This is a genomic window from Salmonirosea aquatica (genome assembly GCF_009296315.1).
Lineage (GTDB): Bacteria > Bacteroidota > Bacteroidia > Cytophagales > Spirosomataceae > Salmonirosea > Salmonirosea aquatica.
Map to the genome: position 1 here is coordinate 1,915,996 of NZ_WHLY01000002.1, position 22,524 is coordinate 1,938,519.

20 protein-coding genes are annotated in these 22,524 nt (G+C 49.8%); 14 read left to right on the forward strand and 6 right to left on the reverse strand.

The window, feature by feature from the left end; genetic code table 11:
* Window positions 1–28: 28 nt before the first annotated feature.
* The 5 genes from GBK04_RS09075 to GBK04_RS09095 form a co-directional block, all read right to left on the reverse strand.
* Window positions 29–1,477, reverse strand: a complete 1,449-nt coding sequence (locus GBK04_RS09075; RefSeq protein ID WP_152758818.1) for a complex I subunit 4 family protein — start codon at window positions 1,475–1,477, stop codon at window positions 29–31.
* Window positions 1,478–1,576: 99 nt separating this feature from the next.
* Window positions 1,577–3,496, reverse strand: a complete 1,920-nt coding sequence (gene nuoL / locus GBK04_RS09080; RefSeq protein ID WP_152758820.1) for an NADH-quinone oxidoreductase subunit L — start codon at window positions 3,494–3,496, stop codon at window positions 1,577–1,579.
* A gap of 109 nt (window positions 3,497–3,605) precedes the next feature.
* A complete protein-coding gene (gene nuoK, locus GBK04_RS09085) occupies window positions 3,606–3,941 on the reverse strand; it encodes an NADH-quinone oxidoreductase subunit NuoK (protein WP_152758822.1) in 336 nt (111 codons plus the stop codon).
* A 104-nt stretch (window positions 3,942–4,045) separates the two neighbouring features.
* A complete protein-coding gene (locus tag GBK04_RS09090; RefSeq protein WP_152758824.1) occupies window positions 4,046–4,858 on the reverse strand; it encodes an exonuclease domain-containing protein in 813 nt (270 codons plus the stop codon).
* A gap of 241 nt (window positions 4,859–5,099) precedes the next feature.
* Window positions 5,100–5,294, reverse strand: a complete 195-nt coding sequence (locus GBK04_RS09095; RefSeq protein WP_152758826.1) for a membrane or secreted protein — start codon at window positions 5,292–5,294, stop codon at window positions 5,100–5,102.
* Window positions 5,295–5,442: 148 nt separating this feature from the next.
* Between GBK04_RS09095 and GBK04_RS09100 the strand changes: the two genes are divergently transcribed.
* The 14 genes from GBK04_RS09100 to GBK04_RS09165 all read left to right on the forward strand — a co-directional run bounded on the left by GBK04_RS09100 (window position 5,443) and on the right by GBK04_RS09165 (window position 20,241).
* Window positions 5,443–5,877 (forward strand): CBS domain-containing protein, encoded by a 435-nt coding sequence (locus GBK04_RS09100; protein ID WP_373330846.1) that lies wholly within the window; start codon window positions 5,443–5,445, stop codon window positions 5,875–5,877.
* Between the two features lie 86 nt (window positions 5,878–5,963).
* Entirely contained in the window at window positions 5,964–7,277 is a 1,314-nt protein-coding gene (gene nhaD, locus GBK04_RS09105; protein WP_152758828.1) for a sodium:proton antiporter NhaD, read from the forward strand.
* Between the two features lie 360 nt (window positions 7,278–7,637).
* On the forward strand, window positions 7,638–8,678 hold the full coding sequence (locus tag GBK04_RS09110) for a DUF4097 family beta strand repeat-containing protein (protein WP_152758830.1): 1,041 nt from the start codon (window positions 7,638–7,640) through the stop codon (window positions 8,676–8,678).
* Window positions 8,679–8,858: 180 nt separating this feature from the next.
* Window positions 8,859–11,288 (forward strand): ABC transporter permease, encoded by a 2,430-nt coding sequence (locus GBK04_RS09115; RefSeq protein WP_152758832.1) that lies wholly within the window; start codon window positions 8,859–8,861, stop codon window positions 11,286–11,288.
* Window positions 11,289–11,341: 53 nt separating this feature from the next.
* Window positions 11,342–11,638: a DUF3817 domain-containing protein gene (locus GBK04_RS09120; protein WP_152758834.1), complete on the forward strand. Its 297-nt coding sequence runs from the start codon at window positions 11,342–11,344 to the stop codon at window positions 11,636–11,638.
* A gap of 12 nt (window positions 11,639–11,650) precedes the next feature.
* Window positions 11,651–12,070 carry an rRNA adenine methyltransferase gene (locus GBK04_RS09125; protein WP_152758836.1) on the forward strand — a complete coding sequence of 140 codons (420 nt, stop codon included), beginning with the start codon at window positions 11,651–11,653 and terminating at the stop codon, window positions 12,068–12,070.
* Window positions 12,071–12,193: 123 nt separating this feature from the next.
* Window positions 12,194–13,624, forward strand: coding sequence for a GH1 family beta-glucosidase (locus GBK04_RS09130; RefSeq protein ID WP_373330847.1), 1,431 nt, complete (start codon window positions 12,194–12,196; stop codon window positions 13,622–13,624).
* A gap of 70 nt (window positions 13,625–13,694) precedes the next feature.
* Window positions 13,695–14,066, forward strand: a complete 372-nt coding sequence (locus tag GBK04_RS09135) for a hypothetical protein (protein ID WP_152758838.1) — start codon at window positions 13,695–13,697, stop codon at window positions 14,064–14,066.
* Window positions 14,067–14,174: 108 nt separating this feature from the next.
* Complete coding sequence (locus GBK04_RS09140; RefSeq protein WP_152758840.1) at window positions 14,175–14,948, forward strand: pentapeptide repeat-containing protein; 774 nt, start codon at window positions 14,175–14,177, stop codon at window positions 14,946–14,948.
* Window positions 14,949–15,200: 252 nt separating this feature from the next.
* Window positions 15,201–15,863: an ABC transporter ATP-binding protein gene (locus GBK04_RS09145; RefSeq protein WP_152758842.1), complete on the forward strand. Its 663-nt coding sequence runs from the start codon at window positions 15,201–15,203 to the stop codon at window positions 15,861–15,863.
* Between the two features lie 90 nt (window positions 15,864–15,953).
* The gene (locus GBK04_RS09150) at window positions 15,954–17,309 is read left to right on the forward strand and encodes a TolC family protein (RefSeq protein ID WP_152758844.1); all 1,356 of its coding nucleotides are present in this window, start codon (window positions 15,954–15,956) and stop codon (window positions 17,307–17,309) included.
* A 290-nt stretch (window positions 17,310–17,599) separates the two neighbouring features.
* Window positions 17,600–18,310 carry a GDSL-type esterase/lipase family protein gene (locus GBK04_RS09155; RefSeq protein WP_152758846.1) on the forward strand — a complete coding sequence of 237 codons (711 nt, stop codon included), beginning with the start codon at window positions 17,600–17,602 and terminating at the stop codon, window positions 18,308–18,310.
* Between the two features lie 111 nt (window positions 18,311–18,421).
* Entirely contained in the window at window positions 18,422–19,768 is a 1,347-nt protein-coding gene (locus tag GBK04_RS09160; protein ID WP_152758847.1) for an FGGY-family carbohydrate kinase, read from the forward strand.
* A gap of 104 nt (window positions 19,769–19,872) precedes the next feature.
* Window positions 19,873–20,241 carry a four helix bundle protein gene (locus GBK04_RS09165; protein WP_152758850.1) on the forward strand — a complete coding sequence of 123 codons (369 nt, stop codon included), beginning with the start codon at window positions 19,873–19,875 and terminating at the stop codon, window positions 20,239–20,241.
* An 81-nt stretch (window positions 20,242–20,322) separates the two neighbouring features.
* Here GBK04_RS09165 and recG read toward each other — a convergent pair whose 3' ends face one another.
* The gene (recG, locus tag GBK04_RS09170; protein ID WP_152758852.1) at window positions 20,323–22,425 is read right to left on the reverse strand and encodes an ATP-dependent DNA helicase RecG; all 2,103 of its coding nucleotides are present in this window, start codon (window positions 22,423–22,425) and stop codon (window positions 20,323–20,325) included.
* Between the last annotated feature and the right edge of the window lie 99 nt (window positions 22,426–22,524).

The following is a 22,524-nucleotide window of genomic DNA, read 5'->3' on the forward strand; positions in this document are numbered from 1 at the left end:
ATATATTCGCTCATTCACTCATTCAAAATTAATTATGTATGAATCTTAACAGTTGGTTCACTGCTGGTTCGGTCATTTTCAGGAACGTGCCAGGATAAATCCCAATCCAGAATACCAGAATAGTAAGCGGAATCAGGACCGCTCGCTCATTGAATGTGAGATCCTTGAAATGTTCCGTAGAGGAATTGGTTTTGCCAAACATGGCTTTCTGGAACATTCGCAACAAATATACCGCAGCCAGAATAATGGTGAGCCCCGCCACGGCTCCCAGCCAGTTGTTGTACTCGAATACTCCGGCCAGCAAGAGGAATTCACCCACAAATCCGCTGGTGAGGGGTAGAGCCACGCTACCCAGCAGCAACATCATGAAATAAACACTGAGCCGGGGCGAAGTCTGGGTAATTCCTCCCAAATGATCAAGATAACGTGTATTGGTGCGGCTAAAAATAATATCGACAATAAAAAACAGCCCGACCACATTGATCCCATGCGCCAGCATTTGAATAAGCGCGCCCTGCAAGCCATTCAGCGTGATGGAAAAAGCACCAGCAGCCATAAGGCCCACGTGTGCAAAAGACGAATAGGCAATCAGGCGCTTCATGTCACGCTGCTGAATGGCAATGATTGAACCGTATACAATGCCAATCACCGACAGCACTATGGCTAGGGTACCCCATTGCATCAGAGCCAGCGGGGTTATGGGAAGTAGCAGGCGAATCAGGCCATAAATTCCCATCTTGAGCATGATTCCGGCCAGGAGCATCGTAGCCGGGGTGGGCGATTCGGTGTAGGTGTCAGGCTGCCAGGTATGGAAGGGAAACAGAGGCATCTTGATAGCAAAAGCCACAAAAAACGCCCAAAACACCCAACCCTGTGCGTAAGGGGTAAGCTGTAAATCGTAAAATGCCGTAATGGCGGAGGTATGCTGTCCAGGCGTTTGGTAATAAAGGTACACCAGCGCCACCAGCATGAAAAGACTTCCGAAAATAGTATAGACAAAAAACTTGAACGTCACTTTCAGGCGATTTTCTCCACCCCAGACAGCGGCCAAGAAATAGACGGGTATCAGGGCAGCCTCAAAGAACAGGTAAAAAAGGAAAGCATCGGTGGCAGTGAATACACCTACCAAAGCTGCCTCCATAAACAGGATGAGCGAGAAAAAAGCCGATGGGTTTTTATAGCTATGCCCAAAAGCGGACAGAATAATCAGCGGAGTCAGAAAGGTAGTCAGCAGCACCAGCAACATGCTGATGCCATCGATGGATGCCGCAAATGAAATACCCGCCGAAGCAATCCATGCATAGTCAAAACCAAACTGCGCACCTGCGGCGGGGTCGAACTGCGTCCATGCCACCAGGGCAGTAGCCAGTTCGGCCAACGCACCGATCAGAGCCAATTGTTTGGCGCTCCGTCCCCCCAGGCTCAGCGTCAGCAGGCCGGTTGCAATGGGAATTAAAATCAATAGAATAGTAAGCATAGGTACAATTTTGAATGAGCGAAGTAGGGAGTGAATGAGACAGTAGATGGTACCATTCCCTTCATCCTACAATCACCCATGTTGCGGGCGGCCCCGCCGCTAATTAAGTAATAGATTCCAGAACAAAATAACCATGATCCCAACAACCATCGCAAACACGTAATAGCCAATCGATCCCGATTGGGTTTGGCGCCCTGCGTTGGAAAGTACCTTTACCAGTTTTCCCGCCCCTTCCACAAACAAATCGATAAAAAACTCGCCAAAACTAGCCAGTAGGCTGGAAAGCGTACGGATGGGTTTTACAAAAACCGTATCGTACAGTTCGTCAATATAGTATTTGTGGTACACCACATTCTCCAGGCCCGTCCGCGTTTCGGACTCGGGTGCAGGCACGGCATTGCGACTGATGTACATAACGTACGCCACGATGGCAGCCACCAACGCCACAACTACCGAAATACCCATCAGTCTGAACTCCTCCGAGTGGGTAAGGGCCGTGGCGGCAAAAGCTTCGGGGTTGACCTGCCGGGCGGCCTCGAACAACGGGCTCATGAATTCGGCCAACTGGTGCGTTCCACCCAATGCTTCAGGTACCCCAATGAAACCACCTACCGCCGAGAAAATAGCCAGAATCACCAAAGGAATGGTCATGGAAGCGGGTGACTCATGCAAGTGGTGTTCCTGCTCTTGGGTACCCCGGAAACTGCCGAAGAAAGTCAGAAAAAGCAACCGGAACATATAAAAAGAGGTCATGGCCGAGCCTAGTACCCCAATACCCCACAGGAGTTTGTTATGTTCAAAGGCATGGGCCAGAATTTCGTCCTTCGAGAAGAAACCCGCGAAGGGTGGCAAACCCGCAATGGCCCAGGTAGCTATGAAAAAGGTGATGAAGGTAATAGGTAGTTTCTTGCGAAGACCGCCCATAAACCGGATATCCTGTTCGTCGGACATGGCATGTATTACACTTCCCGCCCCCAGAAACAGCAGTGCTTTGAAAAATGCATGGGTGATGACATGGAACATGGAAGCCGAGTACGCCATCACGCCCAGCCCCAGAAACATGTACCCCAGCTGACTGACCGTGGAATAAGCCAGGACTTTCTTGATGTCATTCTGCAACAGGCCGATGGAAGCGGCAAACAAAGCCGTCACTGCCCCTACCACCGCAACGATTTCCAACGTTGCGGGAGCCAGTGTGTACAGTACGTTGGAACGGATAACCATATAGATACCGGCCGTCACCATCGTAGCCGCGTGAATCAGGGCGGAAACGGGCGTTGGACCCGCCATAGCATCCGGGAGCCAGGTATAGAGCGGAATCTGTGCCGATTTGCCCATAGCTCCCACAAACAGCAGCATCGTAATGGCGAATACCACATGGTCGCCTACGGGTAGCCCGGTGGCCTGCCTGAATACCTCCGTGTATTCCACCGAGCCGAATGCATGGATAATGGTGAAAATACCCAACAGAAAGCCCAAATCCCCGATGCGGTTCATGATGAACGCCTTCCGGGCGGCGTTGTTGAAATCGGTGTTTTTATTCCAAAAGCCAATCAGCAGGTATGAGCACAACCCGACGCCCTCCCAGCCTATAAACATGATCAGATAGTTGGAGCCCAGCACCAGAAGCAGCATGAAAAACAGGAACAGATTCAGGAAGGAAAAGAACTTCCCGAAACCCAGGTCATGCTTCATATAACCAATAGAATAGATATGGATCAGTGAACCTACCCCCGTGATAATCATCAGCATCAACAGTGAAAGCTGGTCAATTTGAAACGAGAAAGGTATGTTCAGTTCGCCCACGCTAATCCAGTCGAATAGTAAGGCTACCTGGGGCTGGCTGCCCGACTCCTTGAAGGCTAAAAGTACCGCCACCGAGGCCGCAAAACTACCCAGGGCGGCCAAAGAGCCAATGAGTCCGACTGCACCTTTGGGAATATGGCGAAAACCGATACCATTGATTAAAAAACCAATGAGCGGCAACAGGGGAATGAGAACAAGTAAGGTAATAGACATATATTCAATTTTGAATGAGTGACCGGATCACCGGTACGATGAGTGAATAGGTGGTTGGATACGAATCGATTATCCACCTAAGCGCTCGAGGCTGTTCGCCGTTCGTTTTTTATCCTTTCAATTTATTCAAGAATCCAATGTCGATGGTGCGGGTGTTCCGGTAAATCATTACGATAATCGCCAGGCCCACCGCTACCTCGGCGGCCGCCACTGCCATAATGAAGAAGACAAATACTTGCGCCGAAGGGTCTGACTTGTAGGAAGAGAAGGCAATGAGCAGCAAATTCACCGAATTCAGCATCAATTCCACGGACATAAAAATAACAATGGCATTCCGACGAATCAGAACGCCAAGGATGCCAATCACAAAAAGCGCGGTACTGAGGATAAGATAGCTTTTTAGGGGAATAAGCTGGATTATTGCCGGAATCTCGGAATGTTGCATGAAAAGTAGCCTTTAAACGATCGATTTACGGGTAGGTAGTCTCCTAAAATTTGGGCAAATTTAAGATAAAAACTACTTACTCAAGCCCTAAAAGCGTGATTATTCTACCGCTGGGTGAGGGCGCGCAATTTGATCTCGGTGAGTTTGCGTTTGGTGTCGAGCGGAAAGTCATTCTTGATGATCCAGTCGAAAAAGGCAGGTTCTTTTTTCAGTACATCCACTACTTTCTTTCCATTGTGCTTGCCAAAGTTGAAAACCTCTTCCCCTTCCTCGTTGTAAATCATCCTGCCAGCAAAATCCACGTTCTGCGAAGCAGTGAGTTTATGCAATACATCCATATCGTTATGAATGGGTACCACCACCTTGCCATCGGTGTCGACCACCTCAACATCGGCGTAGTGCTTCACCTGCGCGTTAAGCACTTCGTACGTGGCTAGGGCATCGGCTTCGGCACCATGTGCGCCGATCAGTTGTTTGCCGCAGTAGAATTTGTAGGCTGCCGCCAGGTTCCGGGGTTCCATGAGGTGAAAAATACGCTGTGTATCGATAAGCCGTCGGTTTTTCACGTCAAAGTCCACGTCCACCCTTAGGAATTCCTCCACCAGCATGGGTACATCAAAACGGTTGCTGTTGAAGCCCGCCAGATCACAACCTTCCAGAAATGCAGCCAGGTTTTTGGCCACCTGTCTGAACGTCGGGCAGTCCTTTACATCCTCATCATAAATTCCGTGGATCAGGCTGGTTTCCAGCGGGATGGGCATTTCGGGATTGATCCGCATAGTCCGCACTTCTTCGCTTCCGTTGGGCCAGGCCTTGACAATGGAAATCTCGACGACACGGTCGCGGGAAATATTGATTCCCGTGGTTTCCAGATCGAAAAAGGCAAGGGGCTTCTTTAGTGCCAATTGGTGAGGCATGGGTGATATTCTTAGTTCGTTGTTATCAATTTCTAGCGGCGAAGGTAAGGAATAAAGCAATGTGGACCCGGAAGTGTTGCTCCCCAGGGCTGAGAATCGGCAAAAGGCTTTCCTGTTTCCCAGAAGCCCCTAAAACACGGCTTCGCCCAAGACCACCGATTTCCGTATAAAAACAAAGGGACCGCTAGCTAAAACCAGCGGCCCCTTACACATTTTCCTGTATCCTTTTTTATAGGCTGGATCACTGCGATTCTTTACAAGCCTCCCCCGGCTGGCGTCCACACACGCCGCAGGCGGCTCCTTCGTTCTTCATGAAAGGATTATTATTGGCACAGGTACCCTTGAATTCGCCATTCTTGACAAAAATCAGTCGTACACTGAACAGCAGGAATCCGATGAGAACCAGGGTGATGGACAGGATGATAACGGGAAGCATAATGGTCTTTTTTTAACAAGATACAAATTTACGAGACTATGTAAAGGATGTATTGATAATTTTCTGGGAAAAATTTGTAAATAAAAAAGCTGACTTCTATATTGGGAGAGCTATTCCTGAACCTTATTTATCTACTAATGATTCCGTTATGATCTCAGTTAAAAAAATCCTGGAAGACAAGGCAATATCCGAAGTGTGGAGTGTACCACCGACCAACAGTGTGATCGACACATTGCATTTGCTGGCTGAAAAAAACATCGGCGCCGTAGTGGTATTGGATCAAGATAAACTGGTGGGCATATTCTCTGAGCGGGATTACGCCCGCAAGGGGATTATTCAGGGTCGTAAAGCCAAAAGTACCCCCATTTCCGAAGTTATGACCCCCAAAGTATTCACGGTCGATCCCGACATGAGTATTCAGGATTGCATGAAGTTGCTGGGGCAGAAGAAAATCCGTCACTTGCCCGTGGTGAAGGACGAAAGAGTAGTGGGCGTAATCAGCATCGGGGACATCGTGAATTCCATCATGCATGAGCAGAAGCAGCATATCCAGTTCCTGGAGCAGTACATCACCCAGTCGTAAGCACTTTTGGTTGATTGCTTTTGACTGTCAGGTACTTGGCCAATAGCTTTTTCATCCCTCCTACCCTTCCTCTCCCCACTACCTAAATGGCTCTACTTCTGGTTGGCGTATTCATACTCGGTTACGTACTGATTGCGCTCGAACACCCCCTGAAAATAGACAAGGCCGCCTCGGCCCTGCTCACGGGGGTTTTTTGTTGGCTGGTACTTCTGATCGGCTTCGACACCATGCCCGCTTTCCAAAACCTGAGCATCGCGGACCCGCACGAGTTACTAAACGAATCGCTCTTCGAGCATCTGGGCGAAATTTCTGGCATCCTCTTTTTTCTGCTGGGTGCCATGACCATTGTCGAACTGGTCGATGCGCATGATGGCTTTCGGGCCATCACTGACCGCATCTCCACCACGAATCGGGTCAAACTGCTGTGGATCATTTCGTGGGTATCCTTTTTTCTGTCGGCGGGCCTCGACAACATGACCACCACCATCATTATGTGTGCCCTGATCCGCCGCATCGTGAGGCGCCAGGAGAATGTCTGGCTCCTGGGCGGATTTGTAGTCATAGCCGCCAATGCAGGCGGCGCTTTCTCACCCATTGGCGACGTAACTACCATCATGCTCTGGATTGGTGGACAGGTTACGACTTTCCATGTTCTCCAGGAGCTCATCCTACCCTCGCTGGTGAGTCTGCTAGTTCCTTTACTAGCGGCATCTTTTTTCTTGAAAGGCAAAGTGCAGCCGCCCGAAGAGAAATCAGGAGAAATTGGCCACGGGCACATTGGAACCACGCCTCTGGAACAAAATGCTATGTTTGTGTTAGGAGGCATTGGGCTACTGTCGGTACCTGTATTCAAATCCATCACCCACTACCCGCCCTACATGGGGGTACTTCTGTCGGTAGGTGTGCTGTGGTGCTTCACGGAATTGCTCCACCGCTCCAAAGAACTGGAAGTAAAGCGCGGATTGACCGTAGCGAACATCCTGCGCCGCATTGATACACCCAGCATCCTCTTCTTTTTAGGCATATTACTCGCCGTGGGGGCATTGGATACTTCCGGCCATCTGCGCCTACTGGCTACCACACTCGACGAAACCTTCGGCAATATCTACATTATCAATACGCTCATCGGGGTACTTTCTTCACTTGTAGACAATGTTCCGCTGGTGGCGGCTACCATGGGTATGTACCCACTCACTGAATTTCAGCCCGACAGCGATTTCTGGAATCTGTTGGCCTATTGCGCCGGGACGGGCGGCAGTATCCTGATCATCGGTTCGGCGGCGGGCGTGGCCGCAATGGGCATTCTGAAGATCGATTTCGTGTGGTACATGAAACGAATCTCGCTTTACGCTTTGCTCGGTTATTTTTCGGGCATTATCGTGTATTATGTGCTGAATTAACCAGCGACAGTCGGCTACCGAACTATTGTGTCGCCTGTGTGCCAAGGTACCCTACCCTTCCTTTTTTTCTTTCCAATCATCAGGAAACCATTTTCCTAAGGAAGCACCCCCTTTCATCTACGAAGGGGGGTGCTTCATGTTTTTAGATAAGGCAAATCGTCCGGTACCGGACACCTTCTGTTCGCAAATGATCATTTGCAATGAATAGAATAATACTATGTATTTGATAATCAATGATTAATCATTTTGGTATGGGGTTTTTAACCCCTTTGGCAGAGCGGCATTCAAAAAATTAACAGAAGGGGATGCAACGTAAAGCCCTATTTTTTCATCCTCTCTAAAAATTAAAACCCCAGCACTATGAAAACGAACAAACTGTACCTGACCTTCTTCGCGCTTCTGATGACAGTAAGCGTATATGCCCAGCGTAATGGTGAGAAACCTTTTTTTACCAAAGATTTTTCCGAAACCTCTTTGAATGCCTTGAAAGTCCAGACCTCGGGTGGTTCTATAACTGTAGAAGGCGACCGGAACAGCGGGGTGCGGGTCGAGATGTATGTACGGGCCAACAACTGGAATGGCAATGAGGTCAGCGATGATGAAATAGAAGATCGCCTGAAGCTCTACGATATTACGATTCGCCGCGAAAACGACATGGTGGTGGCCATTGCCAAATTAAAAGACAATAACAACATGAACTGGAAAAAGGGATTGTCAATCTCTTTCAAGGTTGCCACACCCCGTAATTTCACCACCGACCTTAAAACCAGTGGGGGTAGTATCCATCTGGCCTCGCTCACAGGCGAACAGAATTTCACCACCAGCGGCGGTAGCATCCACGTGGATGGTTTAAAAGGAAACATCAAAGGACGTACCTCGGGCGGCAGTATAGAAGCCACCCACTGCTCCGATGATGTGGATCTGACGACTAGTGGCGGCAGCATCAAAGCCGAAAGCATGATGGGTAACATCCGGCTTATTACTTCGGGTGGTAGCATTTCTCTAGCCGACCTCAACGGCAAAGTAAGAGCTGCAACCAGCGGCGGGGGTATACGGGCCGACGGTATTCAGGGCGAGTTGGACGCCAGCACATCAGGTGGGTCGATCCGGATGCAGAATTTGGCCGCCAGCGTGAAAGCCAGTACCAGTGCGGGCAGCATCGAGGCTGATTTCGATAAGTTGGGCGATTTCGTTTCGCTTTCGACCTCATCGGGCAGCGTGCGGGTCAACATGCCTTTGAACAAGGGACTGGATCTGGATTTGCGCGGCAATAAAGTATCCATTGACTTAAAAAACTTCGATGGGCGTATGGACAAAGACCGGGTGCAGGGTAGCCTCAATGGCGGCGGTATTCCCATAAAGCTATCGGCCAGCAGCGGTAGTGTGTACGTCAATCAATAAGAAAAGAATCTATTAGCCAGGAAAGGGGCGTTCGTCCCCGCACAAAAGTGTCCGCATGCGGACACTTTTTTTGTTTAATTATCCTATAAGTACCTGATTTACAAACCAAGTTAGTGATGGCATGGCTTTTTAAATATGATTAGTCAGGAATACTCTTAACCTAAAAAAAGACTTGACGTTATGCTTAAGAATTACATAAAAATCGCCTTCCGCAACCTGTTTCGCAATCGTGTATTCAGCCTTATCAATATCATTGGTTTGGGGCTCGGCATTGCGGCCTTCGTATTTATTCTGGAATACGTAAGTCTGGAAAAAAGTGTAAACCAATTCCATACGAATATTGGCCGGATGTACCGATTGCTCGAAGAGGATGAAAACGGGCAATTCGGCAGTCAGGTCGCGCCCGGTTGGGCACCGATTGCGCAGGAACGATTTCCTGAAATAACCGACTACTGTCGTTTTGAGGAAGGAATCGCGTCGGGTATCGTGCAAAAAGCTAAAGGTGATGTATCATTTAGGGAAGAAAACATCGGTTATGTCGAGGGTAATTTCTTCTCATTTTTCAATTTTCCTCTGGTAAGCGGAAAAGCGGAAGCATTGAAGCAGCCCAATACCGTTTTTCTTTCCGCTTCTTCCGCTCAAAAGTATTTCTCCGGGGAGTCACCACTCGGCCAGACGCTAACGCTTTACAATCAATTTGGCAAAACACCCTATACCGTAGGTGGCGTCTTTGCGGATATGACCGATCAGTCGGATATTCGTTACGACCTGGTATTTTCCCTGGAAACTTTACGGAATCCGGCAAACCTGAATGGCAACGATTGGGCAGCCTTGGATAACATTGAAGATACCTACATTACAACTATTTTACTTACCAAAGACAAAACCGATTATCGGCAGCTCGAAAAAAAACTCGAAGCCCTGCGTAACGAACAGAAAATAGTAGAGGAAACAGGAACGGACTTTCGCCTCCAGCCCGTAGCTAACCTACACCTGGCGGCCTCGACGAACGATCCATTTCCAACGGTCGGTAATGTGAGGTACGTTTACATTCTGGCAGGCGTTGCCTTACTGATATTGTTCATTGCCTGGTTCAACTACGTTAACCTCTCCACAGCCAACGCCCTGAAACGTGCGGGGGAAGTAGGTGTCCGCAAAGCAATCGGGGCAACGCAGTCCAATCTGATCAGGCAATTTTTAGGCGAATCGCTGTTGACTAATTTCCTGGGATTCGGCCTTGCCAGTGTACTGATCATTTCGTTGCAGCCTTTTTTTCAGGAATTGATCGGAAAGGAAGTATCGCTGCAAATCCTGAGTGAAACACCCGTTTGGGCCTATGGCCTGGGAATGTTGATGGCTGGTACACTACTTTCTGGGCTATACACAGCCTGGGTACTTTCCAATTTCAAACCTATTGAAACGCTGAAAGGCAAAGTCGGTAGCAATGCCAAAGGAATTTGGTTGCGCAAAGGGCTGGTAGTGGGTCAGTTTGCCATTTCAACTTGCCTGATTCTGGCCACGATTGTCATCTTCAGTCAGTTGCGCTACATGCAAAACCTGGATTTGGGAATAAAAGCCGAGCAGATGCTGGTTATCTCCGGTCCACAAATTAACAAGGACAGTACCTTTTCGATTCGAAAAAGCGCTTTTGCCAATACATTGGCGCAGCAAAGTTTCGTACAGGAGTACGGTACCTCGGGCAGCGTTCCGGGCCGTTATTACAACTTCCGTACAGCAGGATTCACGCAGCCGGGTTCCCGGCCCAAAGATGAACTGAAGTCCTACGCATTTGCTATCATCGGCGACCGCTACTTAAAAACTTACGGCATTCCGTTGGTGGCGGGGCGGAATTTTACCCCCGAAGAAACAGCAGTCGAATGGAACGATAATTCGAAGGTACTACTCAATGAGCGAGCCGTAGCCGAGTTGGGTTTTAAGTCGCCCGAGGAAGCCATACGAACCAAAGTGAAGTGGGACGAGCGCTACCTGGATGTGATTGGCGTCGTGAAAGACTACCACCACACCAGCGTCCAGAACGACATCGACCCGGTTTTCTTTTATCCCCAGAATTCCTCCTCTTATTATAGCATCCGCCTGACGCCCGAGCACATGAGCGACAAGGTAGCTTCTCTCGAAAAGCTATATAAATCGTCTTTTCCCGGTAATCCATTTGAGTACTTCTTTGTGGATGAAAACTACCAGAAAGCCTACGTCACCGAGCGACAATACGGACAGCTTTTCTCGACGGCTTCCATTCTGGCCATTTTCATTGCCTGCCTGGGGTTATTCGGCCTGGCTACTTTTACGGTAGAAGCCCGCACTAAAGAAATCGGGGTTCGCAAGGTACTGGGAGCGTCCGTAGCCAGCGTGGTGGTACTGCTCAGTAAGGATTTCCTGAAACTTGTCGGGATCGGTATACTTATTGCTGCACCCGTAGCAGCCTACTTTCTGCGGCAATGGCTACAGGATTTCGCCTACCGCATCGACATTGAGTGGTGGGTGTACGCCGCCACCGGGTTAGTGGCCGTCTCCATTGCCTGCCTTACGGTTGGGTACCAGTCCGTGCGGGCTGGGTTAATGAATCCGGTAGATTCGTTGCGTTCGGAGTAATGACGTACTTTTGTGGCTAAATTATCCTTTTGCCCAAAAGAAAATTTAATTCCATGTTATCACAGCTCATCAGCACCCCTCTCGGCCGGCTCCGTATTGTGGCTTTTCTGGAGGGGTGCTCTTTCCTACTGCTAGGATTCACCATGATCCTCAAATACAAGTACGCCATGCCTAAGCCCAACTACGTGGTAGGTATGGCACATGGCGTGCTTTTCATAACCTATGTGCTGCTGGTTTTGCAGGTTGCCTATCTTTACAAGTGGCCCAAGCTGAAAATATTCTGGGCCTTTGTAGCATCGTTGGTACCGTTCGGGACTTTCTACGCCGAAAAAAACCTGTATCAGAAGTAAAACTTCAGAATCATGCAGTTCGATCCTGACAATCCCATCATCCGGTTGTGCGCGGAGGGAATTAACCACGAGGGTGAAAGCAAGGAAGCTGCCTCCAAACTGTACCATCAGGCCTGGAACGAGGCTACCACTTCTTTCGAGAAGTTCATTGCCGCTCACTACCTGGCTCGCGTTCAGCCCAGTGTAGCAGAGAAGTTGCAGTGGGACAAAACCGCTTTGGTTATGGCGTTGCAATCGAATGATGAAAGTGCCAAAGCCGCCTACCCTTCCTTGTACCTCAACATTGCCAAAGGCTATGAAGATTTGAATGACCTGGTCAACGCCCGGCAGCATTATCAACTGGCCCTCTCGTTTTCTGAGCAACTTAAAGAGGATGGCTACGGGAAAATGATCCGGGCAGGTATCGCGGCGGGCATCGGCCGGGTGGAATAAGGGTACCTGTTCTACTGAACAATGCAGGAGATTTCCCAATGTTAAGTTTTCGCTTACATTACCAAATTGTTAAGCCGGGCGAAATCTTTAGCAGACCGAATGCGTTTTTAACTTCCACAGCCAGTGGAAAATAACCACAAAAACGCCGCTCCTGCCTTGAAATCAGCCGATACCCTGACAGATGAATCCGAACTGTCCCTTACGGAGCCTTCCTACCTTACCGCGCCTTTTACAAGAACCGACTTTGGTACTGATTTCCGTTGGGGTACCGCTACCGCCGCCTATCAGATCGAAGGAGCTACGACCACGCACGGACGCGGGCCTTCGATTTGGGATAGCTTCGCAAAGCGGCGCGGTAAAATCAAAAACGGTCACCATGCCGAACAGGCCTGCGAACATTACTGCCGTTATGAAGGAGATCTGGAGCTGGTGCAGCAACTAGGCTTCGGCGAGTACCGTTTTTCGATCTCCTGGTCGCGGCTGCTACCCAATGGAATCGGAAATATCAATCAGGAAGGTGTGGATTTTTATCATCGCATCATCGACAAGTGCCTGTCTCTGAACATTGAGCCCTGGATTACGCTGTATCATTGGGATCTGCCGCAGGCTTTGCAGAATCGAGGTGGCTGGAAAAACCGCGCAATTGTCGACTGGTTCACAGAATACACCGACCTCTGCACTCGTGAATACGGTTCGAAGGTAAAGAATTGGCTGATCCTGAACGAGCCGATGGCCGTGGCCGCCCTCGGCTATACAACCGGCCAGCACGCGCCAGGCCAGCGCGGATTACACAACTTCCTGCCCGTAGTACACCATTTGGCGCTGTGCCAGGCCGCAGGAGGGCGCGCAGTACGCCGGAATGTACCGGATGCTTTCGTAGGTACTACCTTTTCCTGCTCGTCCATTGAGCCTTTTACGGCCTCGCAACGGGATAGTCGGGCGGCCCGGCGGGTGGATGCCCTGATGAACCGGCTGTTTATCGAGCCTTGCCTGGGCCTGGGGTACCCAACGGATGCCTTTCCCTTTTTGAAAAAAACCAACCAATACATGCTCCCTGGCGACGAGGAAAAACTCCGGTTTGATTTCGATTTCGTGGGTCTGCAGAATTACTTCCGAGTGATAGTCCGGCATTCCTACCTGCGTCCGGTGCTGTGGGCTAGCGAAGTAAAATCAACCACCCGGCCCCGCACCGCCATGGATTGGGAAATTGCGCCCGAGGGCATGTATGCCATCTTGAAACAATTTGGTAGGTACCCTGGAATAAAACAAATCATCATTTCTGAAAACGGAGCTGCTTTTCCCGACGAACTCCGTGAAGGCCAGGTGCATGACCCGGCCAGGATCGATTTTTTTAGCAAGTATTTGCAGAATCTGCTCCGGGCCAAACGTGAAGGCGTGAACGTAAAGGGGTACTTTGTGTGGTCGCTGCTGGACAACTTCGAATGGGCCGAGGGCTACGACGCCCGGTTTGGATTAGTGCACGTAGATTACGCCACCCAGCAAAGGACGGTGAAAAGTTCGGGACGCTGGTTTGCTAATTTTTTGCGGAATTAGCGTAAGGTACCCCAACCCTTTAGGCGGTTAGTGGGTCTTAGCTAAAAAACTTCAAAACCATATTTTTGCCATGAAATCAATCATTGTATTACTGGGTCTGCTGGTTTGGGCAGGCTGCGACAAATCCGACATCGAAATCAGCAGCGAGGTGGTAGACACCCCGGCGCGCATCGTTAGTAACCTGGCCGTGGATGGCTGCGAGTGGCATTTTGAAATAGCCAATGCCGACTCCTCCACCATTACCACCTACGTACCGACCGTATCTTCGGAGCCCAAAGTAAAAACCCTGGTTCCCAAGTACGGGACAGAGGATGCCTATTCTTTCATCGATGTAAATATCAAGTACCGCCTCACCAACCAAAAGCGCACCATCACCTGCGGTTTTGGACATAAGTCGGAGGTGACGGCCATCGAGATAGACGAAATCCAGCGATTGGAATAGAAGGTACCCCTTTATTTTTCTTGAGAATGACGGGGTGCGTGCAACCTTCGGGGGAATTGGTACATCTATACTTCAAACGAAAATAGAAAACCAAAACGATCGTATGCCATGAAAACCAACCGTACCCTACTCGCAATCACCGCCCTTTTCCTGTCCATCACTTCCTGGACCCTTGCCCAGTCATCGCTGGACGCCCGTGACATTATTCAGAAAATCGATAAGAAACAGGAGGTACAGTACAGCAATGCCGTTATCCGCGGCACCCTGGACCTGACCGAACTAGCCAATCAGAAGCGGGTCAATAATGCAAAACTTAGCACCGAAGAATACAAAAGCCGGGTGGAGGTACCTTTGACTTTTCGGAACTGTACGTTCAAAGGCGATATCATTGCTTATAAAACGCTGGACAGAGATGGCAAAAGCCGCAGCAATTGGCTAGGCAGCGATCAGATTCTGTACACTGCCGATTTCAAGGAAAAAGTTATTTTTGAAAACTGCACTTTCGAAGGTAAAACCGAATTCAAGTACTCCGAATTTGCCGAAATGGCGGTTTTCAATGATAACAAGTTTCGTAACGAGGCCAATTTTAAGTATGCCGATTTTCGGGAAGACGCCCGCTTCGAAGGCAGTGATTTTAGCCGTTCGGCCAACTTCAAGTACGCCGATTTCCGTAGCGCTGCTCTCTTTGCCAATGCCCGGATTAACGATTATGCCGACTTTAAATACGCCGAATTTGACAATGGAGCGAGTTTTCTGAAGACCAGGTTCAATGGCTCAGCTGATTTCAAGTATGCGGAGTTTGCCAGACAAGGCGACTTTTCAGGGGCCGATTTTCGCTCCAATCCGGATTTCAAATACACCAAGGGTCGGCGCACTATGTAGGCTGCCCTTCGTCACCGGCAGTCTGCGAAAGCCCTCATGCAATCGATTGTCAGTGTTATTAAATTACCGTCCGAAAGCGTACAAATACTGTACGCTTTCGGACGTTTTTTTTTGCTATTTTATTATAAATAACTGATTATCAGCAACCCAAACTCGTGGTACGTTATTTGGCATTAGTAGGTAGTATCCCAAGATACCAGATCGATTCAATAAAACTTTCCACTGTCTACTTTCAATTTTTTAACTGAATAAATGATCAAACTTCAAAATATCGCCAAGCATTATCCCGCCGGTTTCGGCAAGACGTATGTTCTCCGTAACATTTCCCTGAATGTCAAAGAGGGCGAGTTCGTATCAATCATGGGGCCATCGGGCTCGGGTAAGTCTACGCTGATGCATATTCTGGGGCTTCTGGAAGAGCCATCGGAAGGCGAATACCTTTTCCTGGACGAACCCGTCCAAAAACTCAGCGAGAAAAAACGCACCGAATTGCACCGCCACCACATTGGTTTTGTGTTCCAGGCCTACCACTTGATCGATGAGCTGACGGTATATGAAAACATCGAAACTCCATTGCTCTACAAAGGTACCTCTTCTTCCGAGCGCAAAAGCCGCGTGGCCGAACTCCTCGACCGCTTCAACATGGTAGCCAAGAAAGACCTTTTCCCCAGCCAACTTTCGGGCGGACAACAACAATTGGTGGGGGTGGCCCGGGCCATCGTCCACGAGCCGAAGGTAATTTTTGCCGACGAACCTACAGGCAACCTGCATTCGGAGCAGGCTGAGGAAATCATGGAGTTATTCAAAAAACTTAACACTGAAGATAAGGTGACGATTATCCAGGTGACACACTCGGAAAAAAACGCCGAATATGGCAACCGCGTGATCCGGCTGAAGGACGGCTGGATGTCGTAGTTGGGTTGACGGTAAAAAAAATATGATCTGCTGAATTCAATACTAACTCTTTAAAAAGGCACTATCCATTATTCAGAATTCGATTGAGCTATGTACTTCTTTGAAACCCTATATCATTTACTAAGACATCCCCTACAACGGTGGCTGCTGGCGGGTACCTGCCTGTTTTGTTTCCCGGTATCCGCCCAGCAGGTGCTCGGACTAGAGGAGTGCGCGGAGTTGCTGATCAAAAATAACCTGACCTTCCGCGGCGGGCAGTTGCTGGCCGAATCGGCACAGGCGCAGTGGCGACAGGCCAAGTCGCAGCAACTACCTACCCTGGGCATCAATGTCAGCCAAGGCGTGAATCTGGGCCGGAGCATCGACCGCTTCACGAATGCTTACATCGACCAACTGTACAATTCCAGCTACGTGGGAGCCCGGGTACAGGAGACTGTCTTTCAGGGATTTCAGGTGCAAAACCAGATACGTCAATACAAGCTTCTGAAGGAATCGTCGTTGGAAAGTAGCACTGCCGTGCGTAATGAGCAATTGCTGCTGATGGTGCAGGCTTATGTGCAGGTACTGGCTTCCAAAGCCCTGTACGAGTCGGCTCAGCAACAGGTAGCGACTTCCAAAGAGCAGGTAGATCGGGTAGAAAAGCAGGTAAAAGCGGGCGTGGTAGGTGCCAATGGTTTATACGAAATTCGGGCCCAGCTCAGCAATGATACCTTCGATGAGGTAACGGCCCTCAACAACTACCGCCTGGCGCGGCTCACGCTGTTCCAACTTTTGAATATCCCGCCTGACCCCGATACGCAGTTCCGTCCCCTGAGTGTCAAAGCAGACGAGCCCGTAGCGCTGGCCGCCGGCGAGCTTTTCGACGAAGCCGAAAAGAATTTCCCTATCATCCGGGCTGCCGAACTGCGGCGGCAGAGCTTTGGCTACTTGGTCAAATCCATTAAGGCGTTGAATTATCCCTCGTTGAATGCTTCGGCTGATTTTGGCGCTTTTTATGCCTCCACCAACAAGCAGCTCGACTACTTCGCGCAGCTCAACGCCACCCGCAACGGTTCGCTGAGTCTGGGGCTATATATCCCGATCATGGGCCGCTGGCAAACCCGTCCCCGCGTGGAACTGGCCCAGGTGCAGGAGCGGATCGCCCGTAATGATCTGGATCAAAGCCGACTCCTGTTACGGCAAGGCATCGAGCAGATTGTACTGGATGTGACAGCTTCGCAGGATCGTTACCAAGCCGCCCGCGAACAGGCCGAAGCCCTGGAAGCCAGCTACGCCACGGTGGCCAGCCGATTGAACGCCGGCACGGCTACGATTTTCGAATATTCGCTCTCCAAAGCCAACCTGGCCCGCGCTCAGGCCAACGCGATCAGGGCTACGTATGAGTACATTATGAACCGCAAAATCCTCCAATACTACCGGCAGGGTAGTTGGGACGGAATCCTATAATAAAGTTTGGGGTAGTGGGTTCCGAGTTATGAAAACTTACGGTTTACTCGTCTGGACAAGGTTTACGAAGATGGATAATGTAAGAACCAAACGTAACCCTGAACCTCAAACAAAGAACTCTTTTAGGTTAGATTGAGAATGGTTAATCCTGTATTGCAAAAAAGAGCGGGCCGCTGGTTCGCTCTTTTTTTATGTAAGGAATAAACCCGTATTTACCGTCTTGATCTTGTTGGTTGATTATATTTTCAAGACAAGTACCTTTATTTCCTGTATCGTTTACCTTATTTCGCATGAAACAATCGAAACCCTACCTACTGCTGCTGCTGGCCTTTGCCTTGGCTTGTCATAAGCAACCTTCTTACCAAGCCATAGGTACCCCTTACACGCCCAACTATTCGCTCGAAAATAACAAAAATGATATCGAGGCCTTTCAGAAGATGGATGAGGCCCAAATGCCCGCTCCGGGCGGCATTGTACTAACGGGTAGCTCGAGTTTCAGACTGTGGAAAAATGCCGGGCAGGATCTGGCTCCTCTGCCGATCATCAACCGCGGATTCGGGGGATCTACTACACCCGAAGTCATTCATTACATTGACCAGACGGTACTCAAATACAAGCCTAAGGTGGTGGTTACCTACTGCGAGAATGATATGTTCGTGGACAAAACCAAAACCCCCGAACAGACCCGCGACTCCTACGTAGAATTTACGCGGCTGGTGCGGGAACGGCTACCGGACGTGCAGATGTACTACGTTTCCATGAAGCCCTCTCCTTCGCGCTGGGAGCGGCGCGACGAGGTGATAAAAGCCAATCAATTGATAAAGGATTTTACCAAGAAAGATAAGAACCACGGCTACATTGACGTATGGCCCGTCATGCTGAAAAATGGTCGTCCGGATGCGGGCATTTACCTGAAAGACAGCCTGCACATGAATGCCGAAGGCTACCGACGCTGGACCGAGGTAATCAAACCCGTTTTGGAAAAAGGCTATGGCCGCTGACTTTTCGCTAAAAAAGGCGAATACATCGTCAAATGACAGGTTTTTAAGGTAAAGTATTTATATTGACCGCCCAATTAAACTATCCCCAATCCGAATCACTGACTTGGTGCAATGAAAGTAACTGCCGTATTTGACATTGGTCGCACGAATAAAAAATATATCCTGTTCGATGAGTCCTACCGGATGGTACGGGAAATCAGAGAAACGCTCCCCGAAACTACCGATGAAGATGGCTTTCCCTGTGAAGATGTCGATCTGCTGACCCAGTGGGTACAGAAGCATTGGGAAGATCTGAAAAAAGACGAGCAGTACGAAATAAGGGCGGTCAATGTATCGGCATACGGTGCCAGCCTCGTGCATCTGGATGCCTTCGATAAGCCCGTGGCACCGCTGTATTCTTATCTGAAACCTTTTCCGGAGGCTTCAGCAGCTGATTTTTACGGCCATTACGGCGATCCCATGCGGATCGCTCTTCAAACCGGTTCGCCGCCGATGGGCTTTCTTAACTCGGGTTTGCAGATGTACTGGCTGAAGCACTCACGCCCCGAGGTGTACGCGCAGGTAAAAACCTCATTGCATTTGCCGCAGTATATTCTGTTTTTGCTGACAGGACGAAAAGTGAGCGATTTTACGTCGCTGGGCTGCCATACGGCCCTGTGGAGTCTGGAAATGATGGACTACCACGAGTGGGTAAAAGCCGAGGGAATCCATAAAAAAATGGCTTCGCTATTGGCCGCCTCTTCTTTCATTTACCGCTTTGACAAAAATGTGATTCAATCCGGCTTCGGGATACACGATAGTTCATCGGCACTCATCCCCTACCGGATGGCCTTCAAGAAACCATTCATCCTGCTTTCTACCGGTACCTGGTGCGTCAACTTCAATCCTTTCGCCAATAATCCGCTTACGTCCGACCAACTCGAACGCGATTGCCTGCACTTCATGACGCCCGAAGGCAGCGGGGTGAAAGCTTCACGGGTATTCATGGGACGCGAGCATGACTACCAGGTAGGCCGAATTGCCCAGTATTTCAAACTGGAACCGGATTTTTATCGCAGTATTCCCTTCGATGCCAGGGAACTGGACAAAGATGCCCCCCCTTTCTATCCCGCCTGCATGGAAGGAAATGGCCCCTTTCCTGACCCCCAGCCCAGCGAATGGCAGATCAGCGCCTTTGCCACTCCCGAAGCAGCTTACCATCACCTACTGATCGGGCTGACCGGCATCGTGGCTACTTCCTTGCGGTTAATCGGTGTCGATGAGGTACCTACGTTATTCATTGACGGAGGCTTTGCCAAAAACCAAATCTTCACCCAATTACTGGCGCGCCAATTCCCGAAACACGAAGTATTTACCACGCTGCTGCCCTATGCCGCCGCGCTCGGCGCAGCCCTGCACGTGACACGACCACAGTCCTTTGAGTTTCCGGGTGAAATTGTGAAAGTGGAGGTGGAGTAGGTAAAGGGGAGGAAGGTAAAGGGTAAACGGTTATTTTTTAGAATTCATTTTCTTAGCATCCTTTTTGGGCTTAGCAGAAGTACCCTTTTCAAAATGAATAGCTCATGGAGGAGAAGCATTATCAAACTTTCGAAGATTTATTGGTTTGGGAGGAAGGAATGCAGCTTTGCGTACAGGTGTATGCGCTTCTAAAAGATTGCCGGGATTATTCATTTCGGGATCAAATCCAAAGGTCGGCCGTTTCAGTCCCCTCCAATATTGCCGAAGGTTTTGAGCGGCAGACTGACAAAGAGTTCGTGCAGTTTCTGTTTATCGCTAAGGGTTCATGCGCCGAACTTAGGACGCAGCTTTATCTGGCGGGCGAGTTAAATTTTATTGAAAAAAAGCAAAGTGTCGTGTATGTCGAAAAAACTAAAAAATTATCTTCCATGCTGCAAAATCTAATCAAAGTCAGAAGGGCTAGGATACAGTAAAATTAGCTCTCTTCACCTAACCCTGAGAAACCGAAAATGCTTTATTTTTCGTTGACCATTAACCGTTAACCCTTCACCCGATCAACTGATCCTGCTCCAGTTGGTTTCAGATTGACGTAAGCTGTTCAGATGCGCCCGGATGGCCAAATTCGGAGGAGTGGCCAACTCGGGATCCGTTTCCAGTATGGCTTCGGCAGAGAGCCGGGCTTCTTTCAGGATAGCCCCGTCTTTGGCCAAATCAGCAATCAAAAGATCCATAATACCACTTTGCTGCGTACCTGTGAGATCGCCGGGGCCGCGTAGTTCCAGATCTACTTCGGCAATCTCAAAGCCGTTGTTGGTTCGGCACATCGTTTCCAGTCGCTTGCGGGTATCCTGGCTGAGCTTAAAATCGGTCATTAGCACACAGAACGACTGCTCGGCCCCTCGCCCGACGCGCCCCCGCAGCTGATGCAACTGCGACAGACCGAAGCGCTCGGCGTTCTCGATCACCATTACCGAAGCGTTAGGTACATTGACCCCTACCTCGATCACCGTAGTCGCCACCATGATCTTGGTTTCGTTTTTGACAAACCGTGCCATTTCATATTCCTTATCCTGTGACTTCATGCGTCCGTGCAGGATACTGAGCGGTACGTCGGGAAAAGAACGCGAAACACTCTCATAGCCGTCCATAAGATCCTTCAAATCCATTTTTTCGGATTCTTCAATCAGGGGGTACACCATATACACCTGCCTACCTTTGGCAATTTCATCTTTCAAAAAACCAAACAGGGTAGCCCGATGCGCGTCGTAACGGTGGACGGTCTTGATGGGCTTGCGCCCGGCAGGCAGTTCATCGATAATGGAGATGTCTAGATCGCCGTACAATGTCATAGCCAGCGTACGGGGTATGGGGGTGGCCGTCATGACCATGATGTGCGGATGAATGCGCTCATTTTTGGCCCATAGTCTGGATCGTTGCGCCACGCCGAAACGATGCTGCTCATCGATGACACAGTACCCCAGATTCTGAAACTGCACCACGTCCTCGATCAAAGCATGGGTACCTACCAGAATTTGCATCGAGCCATTCTGTAATTCCTCGTGCAGAATCGTCCGTGCTCTTTTTTTGGTAGATCCTGTGAGCTTACCAATGTTGATTCCCAACAGGTCGGCGTACACTTTCAGCCCCTGATAATGCTGGTCGGCCAGAATTTCGGTGGGAGCCATCAGACAGGCTTGCGCGCCATTGTCGATGGCCATGAGCATGGCGATGAAGGCTACGATGGTTTTGCCCGAACCCACGTCACCCTGCAGGAGCCGGTTCATTTGCCTGCCCGACTGGAAATCCTGGTGGATTTCGCGAAGTACCCGCTTCTGGGCGTTCGTGAGGTCAAAGGGCAGGTGTTTATCGTAGAACTGTTTTACCAAATGTACCTTGTCGAAAACCTGCCCCGGAAACTCATTTTTTTGCAGGATTTTGCTTTTGATCAGACGCAACTGGTTATAGAACAACTCTTCAAATTTGAGCCGTCGCGTGGCCTGCTGCAAATGTGCCTGCGTAGGGGGTAGGTGAACGCTCCAGAGCGCATCGGCCTTGGGCATTAGGCGGTACTGCGCGAGCAGCGAATCGGGCAAAGGTTCACGGATGTGCGGTGTGGCCATCTCGAGCAACGTCCGCACCATGCGGCTGATGGCCCGACTATCCACGAAGCGCTTGCGCAGCTTTTCGGTCAGGGGATATATGGGCTGCCAAGTACCCCCATTGGCATTTTCGGCGGTAAGCGGATCAATATCAGGGTGGGTGATGCTGTATCGGCTGCCGAAGAGCGTCGGCTTGCCGTAGACGATATAATCCGCATTCTTACGCAGGCTTTTCTCAAACCACGAAATCCCCTGAAACCACACCAGATCGATACTGCCGGTGCCGTCGGTAAAGGTACCTACGAGGCGTTTCTTGAAGCCTTCCCCTGTCACCGTCCATTCTTTCAGCCTACCCTTGATTTGTGCGCCCGGCATCAACTCGTTGAGTTCGCTGATGTGATGGAACTGCGAGCGGTCCTCGTGCCGGAACGGATAGTGCTGCAGCAGGTCGCCGTAGGTGAAGATGTTCAATTCCTTGTTGAGCAACAGCGCCCGTTGCGGCCCCACGCCTTTGAGAAATTCTATTTTTGTTTCAAAGAAATTACTGCGTTCGGTCATAAGGGAATTGGTACTCCTATCTTTCAAAGTTAAGAAAAAGGAGCATTCCATACCAAGCTCAGTCGCCGGGTACCGCCCTTACGGGAGTAAATGATAAGG

Coding starts and splice junctions, on each gene's coding strand:
- GBK04_RS09140 (WP_152758840.1), top strand. CDS start 14,175: ATGAAAACCAACCGTACCCTACTCGCAATCACCGCCCTTTTCCTGTCC.
- nhaD (WP_152758828.1), top strand. CDS start 5,964: ATGGCTCTACTTCTGGTTGGCGTATTCATACTCGGTTACGTACTGATT.
- GBK04_RS09120 (WP_152758834.1), top strand. CDS start 11,342: ATGTTATCACAGCTCATCAGCACCCCTCTCGGCCGGCTCCGTATTGTG.
- GBK04_RS09145 (WP_152758842.1), top strand. CDS start 15,201: ATGATCAAACTTCAAAATATCGCCAAGCATTATCCCGCCGGTTTCGGC.
- GBK04_RS09125 (WP_152758836.1), top strand. CDS start 11,651: ATGCAGTTCGATCCTGACAATCCCATCATCCGGTTGTGCGCGGAGGGA.
- GBK04_RS09160 (WP_152758847.1), top strand. CDS start 18,422: ATGAAAGTAACTGCCGTATTTGACATTGGTCGCACGAATAAAAAATAT.
- GBK04_RS09090 (WP_152758824.1), bottom strand. CDS start 4,858: ATGCCTCACCAATTGGCACTAAAGAAGCCCCTTGCCTTTTTCGATCTG.
- GBK04_RS09115 (WP_152758832.1), top strand. CDS start 8,859: ATGCTTAAGAATTACATAAAAATCGCCTTCCGCAACCTGTTTCGCAAT.
- GBK04_RS09165 (WP_152758850.1), top strand. CDS start 19,873: ATGGAGGAGAAGCATTATCAAACTTTCGAAGATTTATTGGTTTGGGAG.
- recG (WP_152758852.1), bottom strand. CDS start 22,425: ATGACCGAACGCAGTAATTTCTTTGAAACAAAAATAGAATTTCTCAAA.
- GBK04_RS09155 (WP_152758846.1), top strand. CDS start 17,600: ATGAAACAATCGAAACCCTACCTACTGCTGCTGCTGGCCTTTGCCTTG.
- GBK04_RS09095 (WP_152758826.1), bottom strand. CDS start 5,294: ATGCTTCCCGTTATCATCCTGTCCATCACCCTGGTTCTCATCGGATTC.
- GBK04_RS09110 (WP_152758830.1), top strand. CDS start 7,638: ATGAAAACGAACAAACTGTACCTGACCTTCTTCGCGCTTCTGATGACA.
- GBK04_RS09075 (WP_152758818.1), bottom strand. CDS start 1,477: ATGCTTACTATTCTATTGATTTTAATTCCCATTGCAACCGGCCTGCTG.
- GBK04_RS09100 (WP_373330846.1), top strand. CDS start 5,443: ATGATCTCAGTTAAAAAAATCCTGGAAGACAAGGCAATATCCGAAGTG.
- GBK04_RS09135 (WP_152758838.1), top strand. CDS start 13,695: ATGAAATCAATCATTGTATTACTGGGTCTGCTGGTTTGGGCAGGCTGC.
- GBK04_RS09150 (WP_152758844.1), top strand. CDS start 15,954: ATGTACTTCTTTGAAACCCTATATCATTTACTAAGACATCCCCTACAA.
- nuoK (WP_152758822.1), bottom strand. CDS start 3,941: ATGCAACATTCCGAGATTCCGGCAATAATCCAGCTTATTCCCCTAAAA.
- nuoL (WP_152758820.1), bottom strand. CDS start 3,496: ATGTCTATTACCTTACTTGTTCTCATTCCCCTGTTGCCGCTCATTGGT.